Origin of the sequence: Photobacterium makurazakiensis (assembly GCF_050336715.1) — a bacterium.
Classification (GTDB): Bacteria; Pseudomonadota; Gammaproteobacteria; order Enterobacterales; family Vibrionaceae; genus Photobacterium; species Photobacterium makurazakiensis.
This window is the reverse complement of record NZ_JAKJSJ010000074.1, coordinates 18,812-29,409: the sequence shown is the minus strand read 5'-3', so window position 1 is coordinate 29,409 and position 10,598 is coordinate 18,812. Positions and strand designations below refer to the sequence as shown.

The 10,598-nt window shown below is 42.8% G+C and carries 6 protein-coding genes; 4 read left to right on the top strand and 2 right to left on the bottom strand.

Features of this window, described 5'->3' with window-relative positions; all coding sequences use genetic code 11:
• The first annotated feature begins 269 nt into the window (after positions 1-269).
• On the top strand, positions 270-1,379 hold the full coding sequence (locus tag L4D09_RS25045; protein ID WP_428460270.1) for an efflux RND transporter periplasmic adaptor subunit: 1,110 nt from the start codon (positions 270-272) through the stop codon (positions 1,377-1,379).
• Entirely contained in the window at positions 1,379-4,471 is a 3,093-nt protein-coding gene (locus L4D09_RS25040) for an efflux RND transporter permease subunit (protein WP_428460269.1), read from the top strand. Before L4D09_RS25045 ends, L4D09_RS25040 begins: the two co-directional genes overlap by 1 nt.
• Before the next feature lie 56 nt (positions 4,472-4,527).
• On the opposite strand, the gene L4D09_RS25035 is transcribed toward L4D09_RS25040, so the two are convergent.
• Positions 4,528-5,604 (bottom strand): DUF4331 family protein, encoded by a 1,077-nt coding sequence (locus tag L4D09_RS25035; RefSeq protein WP_428460268.1) that lies wholly within the window; start codon positions 5,602-5,604, stop codon positions 4,528-4,530.
• A 271-nt stretch (positions 5,605-5,875) separates the two neighbouring features.
• On the opposite strand from L4D09_RS25035, the gene L4D09_RS25030 reads away from it, so the two are divergent.
• Positions 5,876-6,850: an AraC family transcriptional regulator gene (locus L4D09_RS25030; RefSeq protein ID WP_428460267.1), complete on the top strand. Its 975-nt coding sequence runs from the start codon at positions 5,876-5,878 to the stop codon at positions 6,848-6,850.
• A gap of 294 nt (positions 6,851-7,144) precedes the next feature.
• On the opposite strand, the gene ppsA is transcribed toward L4D09_RS25030, so the two are convergent.
• Positions 7,145-9,514, bottom strand: coding sequence for a phosphoenolpyruvate synthase (gene ppsA, locus L4D09_RS25025; protein WP_428460266.1), 2,370 nt, complete (start codon positions 9,512-9,514; stop codon positions 7,145-7,147).
• A gap of 217 nt (positions 9,515-9,731) precedes the next feature.
• On the opposite strand from ppsA, the gene ppsR reads away from it, so the two are divergent.
• On the top strand, positions 9,732-10,565 hold the full coding sequence (gene ppsR, locus L4D09_RS25020) for a posphoenolpyruvate synthetase regulatory kinase/phosphorylase PpsR (RefSeq protein ID WP_428460265.1): 834 nt from the start codon (positions 9,732-9,734) through the stop codon (positions 10,563-10,565).
• Positions 10,566-10,598 lie beyond the last annotated feature (33 nt).

Below are 10,598 nucleotides of genomic sequence, written 5' to 3'. Positions count from 1 at the left end.
TCATAATATCGTCCTTTGATAGCTTTAGTTATCACTCTCAACATTAACGTTCTATTTTCCTACAAAATTAAATTTATCATCAATTTTCTGTCAAATTTTAATTTTTAGATCTAACTAGCAATCAATGTTTTTTTTGTTGTTATAAAAATTCCTCTCTCATATATTCCACCAATCATGAATGATTATTAGAACACTCTAAAACAGTTTGATGGTTATTCTACTATTCACTATTTCTAGTACTGCCATACTCAAAGAGTCAATCTCCTAATATGAAAAATCAAACTTCTGTCTTAGTCTTATCTCTCTCTATAGGTCTTTTGACCTTAACCGGTTGCAACAAACAAACTGAACCTGAAAGTACAGAAATACTACGCCCAGTACGCATTGCCGAAGTATCTACGAACCCAGAAAGTTTTCAAAATCGAGTGGCAGGCACGACAGCCTCATCATCAACGACTAACCTAAGCTTTCAAGTAGCAGGTACAATTGAATCATTCCCAGCAAAAGCTGGCACCTTATTAAAGCCTGGTAATGTTATTGCCACGCTAAATGATGATGACCTGCAATTAGCACTCGCACAAAATAAAGCCTTACTAGAGCAAGCACTAATGAGTGCTCAAGCGAGTACATCTCGCTATAAACGTATCGCAAATTTACACGAAAAACACTTAGTCTCTGATATGGACTACGACGTTTCAAAAGCCGAATATCAGGTCAACCTTGCAAAAGTCGATCAAGCACAGCGTGCTGTTGATTTAAGTAAACAACAAATTAACTACACCACATTACGAGCGCAAGGCAGCCACTGCTCGATAACTGAAGCGCATGCGACAGAACATGAAAATGTATCATCAGGTCAAACTATTGCAACAATGAGCTGTGGTGATGAAATAGAAGTCATAGCCAATGTGTCAGAAGCCACCGTTTCAAACCTCAAAATTGGCCAAGATATTTCAGCTATCATCCATACGATTAACAACTCGCCGATGCCAGCGACTATTTCTGAGATTGGCTTAAATTCAAGTAACAGTGGTACTTACTTTATTACTGCGACGCTAGCATCTAACACTCATTCGCTTCGCCCTGGTATGGCCGCAGAATTATTGGTCAATAGAAATACCTCATATGAAGAAAACAGCCTTTGGATTCCGATGAATGCCGTTAATGAACAAGGCGGCCAACACTATGTCATGATCTATCACCCCCTAGACAATGGCGTCGGAACCGTAAAGAAACAACCTGTTAAAACCGGAAAATTTGTTGCGGGATCCATTGAAATTACTCACGGGCTACTGTTAGGACAACAAATAATCACCGCAGGACTTAGCCAAATTTATGATGGTCTTAGCGTGACAGCACTGAATGAAGGAAATGACTAATGGATATCACATCATTAGCCTTAAAGAAAAAACAACTGATGAGCCTTATCGTTCTGGCTGCGATAATACTAGGTATCAGCGCCTTTCTATCAATTCCACAAGCTCAAGATCCAGGCTTTCCAATCCGTACCGCGCAGGTAATAACCCCTTTTCCTGGCGCATCCCCTGAGCATGTCGAAGAGCTTGTTACCGATAAGTTAGAAAAAGCCATTCAAGAAATGCCAGAACTCGATAGTGTTAAGAGCATATCTAAATATGGTGTATCAATCATCACCGTCGACATTCAAGATAGCCATAAAAATCTGAGGCCAATTTGGGATAGCCTACGCCGAAAGGTCGATGGCGTTCAAAATGAACTCCCAGCCTCAGCTGGCCGCTCAAGCGTTAATGACGAATACGGTGATGTGTTTGGTATTGTTATTTCAATAGTGGCGAACGATTATCAATATGGCGAACTGAAAACCATTGCCGATCAAGTCAGAGATGAATTTCTCCGCCTGCCGCTTGTTGGAAAAGTCGATATTTATGGTACGCAAGAAGAGCGTATTTATATCGAGTATGAAAACAGTCACCTTCAAGAGCTCGGCTTATCTCCCAATTACCTTACGCAATTTCTTAGCAATAAAAACGTAATTTTAACGGGCGGCGAATGGCAGACTCAGCATGAAGTCATGAGCATTGAGCCAAGTGGTAACCTGGAATCAGTCGAAGCACTAAAGCGTACTTTCGTTCCTCTACCAAATTCAAACGATGTCTTACCTTTGGGTAATATTGCACATATTTATCGCGGTTATGAAAGTCCACCGAAGTCAATGGTAACGACAAACGGTGATACTAGCCTTACGCTTGCGATTTCGATGATCGATGGTGGCAACATTGTTAAGCTTGGCGATCAAGTTTCGACCTTACTTGGCGAGCTAGAACAAACATACCCGTGGGGAGTCGATTTCGAAACCGTTGCATATCAGCCAAAGCTGGTTGAAAACACCGTTAACAGCTTCGTTGATAATCTACTCCAAGCGATTGCAGTTGTCTCTGGCGTAATGCTTATTACCTTAGGGCTAAGAACGGGCTTGATTGTGGCCAGTTTAATCCCTGTTACCATTGCGGCCACAATCGGTATTATGTATTGGCTAGGGATCGGACTTGATCAGGTTTCGCTAGCTGCGTTAATGATCGCGCTGGGTATGCTCGTTGATAATTCCATTGTCATTGCTGAAAGCATCATGACAAGAATGCAGCGCGGACAAAAAGCGACACATGCCGCCATCGAAGCTGCTAATGAATTAAAGCTTTCACTGCTAACATCCTCATTGACGACATCTGCGGCTTTTTTACCTATTTTCCTTGCCGAATCAACAACTGGTGAATATACGGCGCCGCTGTTTAAAGTGGTATCGATCACGTTACTAGCATCATGGTTCTTCTCTCTCACCATGATCCCGCTTTTATGTACGCTGTTTTTAAAGGTTAAACAATCACCACCTTCCTCTACACAAGCGAAGCCAACAGCTTCTGAGGACAACCCGCAATCAAATAAAGCCGAACGTCTGTATGGTAAAGCGCTAAGTACACTGTTACGCCGTCGGTACAGCACATTAGCCGTTGTACTTATGGTATTTACCGTCGCTATATACAGCTTTCGGCTTATTCCCGTGATTTTCTTCCCGCCATCAGAAGACCCGACATTCAAACTAGAAATAGAACTACCTGTTGGCACTCCGATTAGCAAAACCGTTGCGATTACCAAAGAAATAGATGTGTTTTTGAATACCTTGAAACCAACAGGGGACCAAAAAGAAGGGTTAACAAACTGGGCAGCTTTTATCGGAAATGGTGGCCCAAGGTATGTACTATCGCATACAACTAAACCTGCTAGCCCTAACTACGCGCTTTATATCCTCAATACCACCAGCGGTGCTGTTGTTGATCGAATGATGGAAGAGATAGATCAACACATTTTCAATCAATTTCCTGACGTTGTGCATAGTACTAGAAAGATTGAAAATGGTGCTGCTATTAGTAACCCAATTGAAGTGAGGATCATGGGTAACGATACCGACCAGCTGTTCAATATTGCTGATAGTGTGAAACAAAAGCTGGCTATAATGGATGGGACACGAGGTATTAGCGATGATTGGGGTAATAAAACTAAAAATTTATTCGTCAATATCGATGAAGCCCAAGCCCAGCGCCTAGGCATTAATAATACAGATATCGCTCAAGTCATTCAGGCAAGTACAACAGGTGTGCAAATTTCTGAGTACCGCGAGAATGAAGATATTATCCCTATCATGCTCAAAGCGAATACACAGCGCTATAACAACAACGATTTACCAACCAGCATAAATGTACTAACCCACGATTTAGATTCTGTGCCAATTGGGCAACTCGCCAAAGCAAACCTTGAATGGCAGCCTGCACTTATTCCGCGTCGTGATCGCATGAAAACCATTACGGTTGCATCAAGTCTGGCTCCAAATGTAACGGCTGCAAAGATCAATCAAGAGCTACGCCCTTGGCTAACACAGCAGCAAACAAAATGGCCTAATGGTTACCGATGGGAGCTAGGTGGTGTCGCAGAATCATCCGGTAATGCGAATGCTTCAATCTTTGCCAAGCTACCTATTGCAGGCGTTATTATCCTTGTACTGCTTATGGCTCAGTTTAACTGTATTCGCAAGACTGCCATCATATTGATGACAATACCTTTGGGCTTAATTGGCGTTGCCTTTGGGTTGCTTGTAACGCAGTCATACATTGGGTTCATGACCTTACTCGGTATTATTTCATTAGCGGGTATTGTTATAAATAACGCAATTGTACTGATCGACCGCATTGAGCTTGAAAAGCAAAATGGACGCACTCACTACCATGCGATTATTGAAGCGGCTAAACGCCGTATGCGCCCTATCCTACTGACCACGGCCACAACAGTCGTCGGCATGATCCCGTTATGGATCGGTGGCGGAATAATGTGGGAGCCAATGGCAATCGCAATTATCTTTGGCTTGCTTGGCGCCACGGTACTTACTTTAGGGGTTGTGCCTGTTCTTTACGCAGTTTTATTTAGAGTAAAGTCAGCCCTTTAACCCCAAAAAGACACACTGGCTGACAGTGTGTCTTTTTCAACTAACACTGACCATAATCATTCCGTTACACCAACTACATAAGGGAATTTATTTGGGTGCCGATTGAAATTGTTGGCATTATCGGTAATTTCCCTGCCAACAAATATGCTTAATGCGGCATCCATCGCATCATCGCTTGGCTTGCGGCCATTAATTGACTTAAACGTATACGCAGCTTCTGATCCTACTGTATATGGAATCATGTCAGGCAACAGTTTCGCTGCAACGGAATCTGCGTATGCAACTGGTTCTGAAATATTATTATCGAGCACAACGGCACGTAAAACAGTGCCTGATATCGCATAAGAACGTGTTAAATCAGAGTCTGGACGATGCTGGGTATGCTCAGATACTTCCATTAGGTTATTAGCCATAAACATATGTGTGATCAACGGATTAGCTAGCCTATTAACCTGTACCCACTGATCGGTGTTGTACATGGCACTGCTGGCGTAAACATAAATATCTTTAGGTAGCATTTTGTTTGGAACTTCAACAACAATAACGCTACTTTGGAAGCCTTTAAACAGGTCTACCCCTTTGTCGAAGGCTGAAAGTTCAAGCTTTCCCTCGCCAAGAAGTTTAGTCATGAATCCAATAATCCCTTCGGAATTACCGACGAAGGTATCACGCGCTGCACCCGACCACACTCGAATTCCGTTATCAAATGTTGCTTCTATTCCCACCTCTGCTGTACCGATCTCTTGCCCTTTAGCCCCAACCGCCTGATTCGCACCTTCAGCAATGCCAAAAACCAATTTATCGCCGTCTAAATAGGCTGTAATCGTCAATCCTTCCCCAGTTAACGCTTTGCTACTTGCAATATGGAAACTATATACCCCATTCTCACCAAAAGCCGTTTTGCCATCCTTACCAGTGGTTGGGTTGATATTCATCATAAAAGCCGTATAGCCACTTTGCTCAGATTCAAAAACATACATATCTGTTAGGTCAAATTGCGGATATTTTTTTGCAAGTTCAGTTTCAAAGTGATGGCTGGCATGAGCAGAAAAAATGTGGCCTACAGTACCGAGTAATAAAACCAGAACAGATGTTAATGATAATATCTTGAATTTGTTTATGTAAATGGACATTTTGCATTCCTCATTCTGTTATAAAACAAAGATTTTTGTTTTAATTTTCACGAATAAAAAGATAAGCAAATTACGTTATAAACCTCATGATTGATTCAAGGCAAACGGTTACAACCTTAAGGCCACTGGCTAATAAAGTTACCTCAAGCTTACTAACCTTGCAGATAGTATAAAATACAGTATTAAGGATTTCTCTGTTTGATCCATGATGAATGAGCCATCTTTCATGTCAGATCGTACACACTGAATAGCTCATTGATGCGGAGGAAAAATGACAAAGAGTATTGCTAACCCTAATAATGAAGAATGCCTCAGTACTGAAGATGGCCCTTGTATAGACGTTTTATCCGATGTTTTACGGGCAATACGGCTCTACGCCAGCAGCTATTACTGCGTTGATTTTTCCTCTCCTTGGGGAATAAGTGAGCCGCAAGCTGAATGCGGTACTTTCCACGCTGTAATTCGTGGCAGTGCTTGGCTTACCATGCCAGACTTGGACAGCCCTATCTTTCTGTCAGCAGGCGATATCGTCGCTTTTCCTACTGGTACTCCGCATCAAATCAGCGAACAACTTAACAACCGCTTGCTACCTGGCCTTGATGTGTTAGAAATGATACGGCGAAACGTAAACCCATTTGATTCCGGACAGAGTGTCGTTACCCTATTATGTGGTTACTTCCAGTATAAGAAGAGATCATGGTTACCACTGCTACGAGATATGCCTGCGATATTGCATGTTAAATCGGGCATTGATCCTAAGCTCGACTGGCTAAATAGCATGGTCAAAATCTTAGCGTATGAATCCCGTACTCTTCAGCCTGGCAGTAAAGTCATGGTAGACAGGCTTACCGAAGTACTGGTTATCCAACTGTTACGTTGGCATATGAACAATCAGGAAAACAATACCCCCGGCTACTTCCGTGCGCTCGCCGATTCACGCCTCAGCCGAGCACTCAGCCTTATCCACAAACAACCGGCGAAGTCTTGGACAGTCGAAAACCTAGGAAGTACAGTGTCGATGTCACGCACCGCTTTCAGTAACCACTTTCAATCCATTATTGGTATGACACCAATGGCCTACCTCAGCCAGTGGCGTATGCACATTGCCTATGAACTACTTACTGATAGTAACGAGTCAATGCTTAGTATTGCAGAGCAAGTGGGCTATAAATCCGAGGCGTCGTTTGGCAAGGCTTTCAAAAAAATTACAGGTATCAGCCCGGGGCAGGCTCGTAAACAAGGATAAATGCTCATTATCATCATTTGGTAAATACGAAAAAAAGCTTCTCTTGAGCAATCCACAAGAGAAGCAAAATCATAAAATGATAAGTTTACATTGGTTTTTGAGCGCTTAATTAAAAGCATGGTTATTATTGCAGAAGCTCGAATTCATTCTAGATAAAATATCCCATCAAATGATGCAATTACTGTCACAATCATTCACATGTAAAGACCATTAGGATGGTATTGGAATTTATTAATTCTGTAAAAAAGCTCGCAACTAAGTTACGAGCTTTTTAATAATAAAATTAGCTATATGCTAGCTATCTTTATTACCTAAATGAAGCCACGTTTCAACCACTGTATCTGGATTAAGTGAAACAGAATCAATGCCCTGCTCCATTAGCCAGTCAGCTAAGTCATCATGATCTGATGGCCCTTGGCCACAGATACCCACATATTTACCCGCTTTATTCGCCGCTTTAATCGCCATAGATAACATGGCTTTCACTGCGTCGTTTCGCTCATCAAACATGTGTGCAATATCGCCCGAGTCTCGATCTAACCCTAATGTAAGTTGGGTCATGTCGTTCGAGCCAATAGAGAATCCATCAAAGTACTTAAGGAACTCATCGGCAAGAATGGCATTCGATGGCAGCTCACACATCATGATTACTTTCAGTCCTTTTTCGCCACGGCGTAAATCGAACTTAGCCAGTAAATCAATAACAGAAGCTGCTTCACTAACGGTGCGAACAAACGGGATCATGATTTCAACGTTCTTCAACCCCATACGGTCGCGGACACGTTTAATCGCTTCACACTCAAGTTCAAAACAATCTTGGAACTGAGGTGAGATATAGCGCGATGCACCGCGGAACCCGAGCATCGGATTTTCTTCCGTAGGCTCAAAGTTAACGCCACCGACCAAGTTACGATATTCATTCGACTTAAAGTCTGACATGCGAACAATAACGCGCTTCGGCCAAAACGCCGACGCCAACGTTGAAATCCCTTCTGTCAGTTTCTCAATGTAAAACTCAACCGGATCACTATAACCAATAATTCGTTGGTCGATTTCCGCTTTTAACTCATCAGACTGGTCTGCATAGTTAAGTAACGCTTTAGGGTGAATACCAATCATCTTATTGATGATGAATTCCAAACGCGCAAGACCGACGCCCTCATTGGGGATGCAGGCAAAATCAAAAGCACGATCTGGGTTACCGACATTCATCATAACTTTAAGCGGTAAACTTGGTAATGCGTCAACCGCAGAACGGCGAACCTCAAAATCAAGCTGCCCTTCGTAAATGTAACCTGTTTCACCTTGTGCACAGGATACCGTTACCTGCTGACCTGTTTGCAATAAATCGGTTGCGTTACCGCACCCAACAACAGCGGGAATACCTAACTCACGGGCGATGATGGCAGCGTGACATGTACGGCCACCACGGTTAGTGACGATGGCAGCGGCTTTTTTCATCACAGGTTCCCAATCAGGGTCTGTCATATCAGCTACTAATACATCACCAGCCTGTACTTGATCCATTTCGCTTAAGTCTGATACGACACGAACAACACCAGAACCAATGCGCTGTCCGATAGCTCGACCTTCAATCAATGCATGGCCAGTATCATTGAGGTGGAAACGCTCCATCACATTGGCATCATCACGTGAACGTACGGTTTCAGGGCGTGCTTGAACAATGAATAATTCGCCCGTAATACCATCTTTCGCCCACTCGATATCCATTGGACGTTGGTAGTGCTTTTCGATGATCAACGCTTGCTTAGCTAATGCTTCAATTTCATCGCTGGTTAGTGAAAATTGCTGACGCTCTTCTTCTGAAGTATCAAGCACTTCAACTTGTGTACCCAGCTCTTTACCATCAGCATAAACCATTTTAATAAGCTTAGAGCCAATCGTACGGCGCACAACAGCAGGGTTACCTGCTTCAAGCATTGGTTTATGAACATAGAATTCATCAGGGTTAACCGCTCCCTGCACAACCATCTCGCCCAGACCCCACGATGAGGTGATGAAAACTACTTGGTCAAAGCCGGATTCGGTATCAAGGGTGAACATCACACCAGAAGAAGCTTTATCAGAACGAACCATGCGCTGAATACCCGCCGACAGCGCAACGCCTTCGTGATCGAAGCCTTGGTGTACACGGTAAGAAATAGCTCGGTCATTAAACAGTGATGCAAATACATGCTTCACGGCTTCGATAACGGCATCAATACCACGAACATTCAAAAACGTCTCTTGCTGACCCGCAAAAGACGCATCAGGCAAATCTTCTGCGGTCGCTGACGAGCGTACGGCAACCGAGAGCATGTCGTCGCCTTCCCCTAGTTCGCGGTAGCACTCTCGAATATCATGTTCCAGACTTTGCGGCAACGGAGCCTCAAGAATCCAATTTCGGATAGTGTTTCCTGCTTGCTGTAAAGCATTCACATCATCAACATCTAGTGCATCTAGCAATGTATAGATACGCTTGTTTAGTGAGCTTTCCTCAAGAAACTGATTAAACGCATCCGATGTTGTCGCGTAACCATTTGGCACTTTAACCCCAGCGCCAGAAAGGTTTGCAACCATTTCACCCAGTGATGCATTCTTTCCACCCACTTTATCAACATCATTCATTGATAAAGCATCGTACCAAACAACATTCTGTTGCACGGTGATTCTCCTTTGATTGGATTCAACTGTTTGTATATACGGGCACAAGGGAAACGTTTGCTTTTGCGTTCAAAAAAACGCATTGTTGCTAAACAAAACCCTGCCTACATCAAACAACAACAATAGTTGTGAATGAGGTATAGCTACCCTGTGTAGTTATTGTTATAAGTACTAATACGCTCTAAGTTACAGAATAATTTTAAGGATTCAACTTTCCATGCAACAAAAATCCAATTTTCGTGATGTATTCTACGTTTCTGATGGTACAGCCATCACTTCAGAGACATTAGGCCATGCCGTACTTGGTCAATTTGACATCAAAACACGTCAAACAACGTTACCTTTTGTTGAAAGCATTGAACGTGCCAATATGGTAAAAAATCAAATTGATCTTGCTTATGAAAAATCAGGCGAAAAGCCATTAGTCTTTTTTTCGATTGTCATTCCAGAAGTCAAAGCTATCATCGAGCAGACAAATGCACATTTCTATGACGTCCTAAAAGCGCTTGTAGAGCCGCTAAAGCAAGATTTACAGTTAGAACCCAAACCGCAATTGCAACGTTCTCACAGTATTAATAAAGATTCGGCCAGTTATCACGATCGTATTGCTGCAATTGAATACACATTGGCGCATGATGATGGCATTTCACTAAACAATCTTGAGCAAGCTGACGTCATATTACTTGGCGTGTCACGCTGCGGAAAAACCCCTACCAGCCTCTATTTAGCGATGCAATTTGGTATTCGTGCCGTTAACTACCCTTTCATTGCTGAAGACATGGCAAACTTAAAGCTGCCAAAAGATATTGAACCATACCGATATAAAACCTATGGCTTAACCATTGATACCGACAGGCTCGTTGCCATTAGACACGAACGATATGCGAATAGTGAGTATGCAAGTGAACAGCAATGTACTGATGAGCTAAAAAAAGTTGAATCCATGTTCCGACGTGAAGCGATCCCATACCTCAATACCAGCTCACTGTCTGTCGAAGAGATTTCGACCCGCTTGCTTGATATGAGTGGCCTAAAGCGAAAAATGTGTTAAGCCATTAATGCATGAATTCAGCCAGCTCTTTAA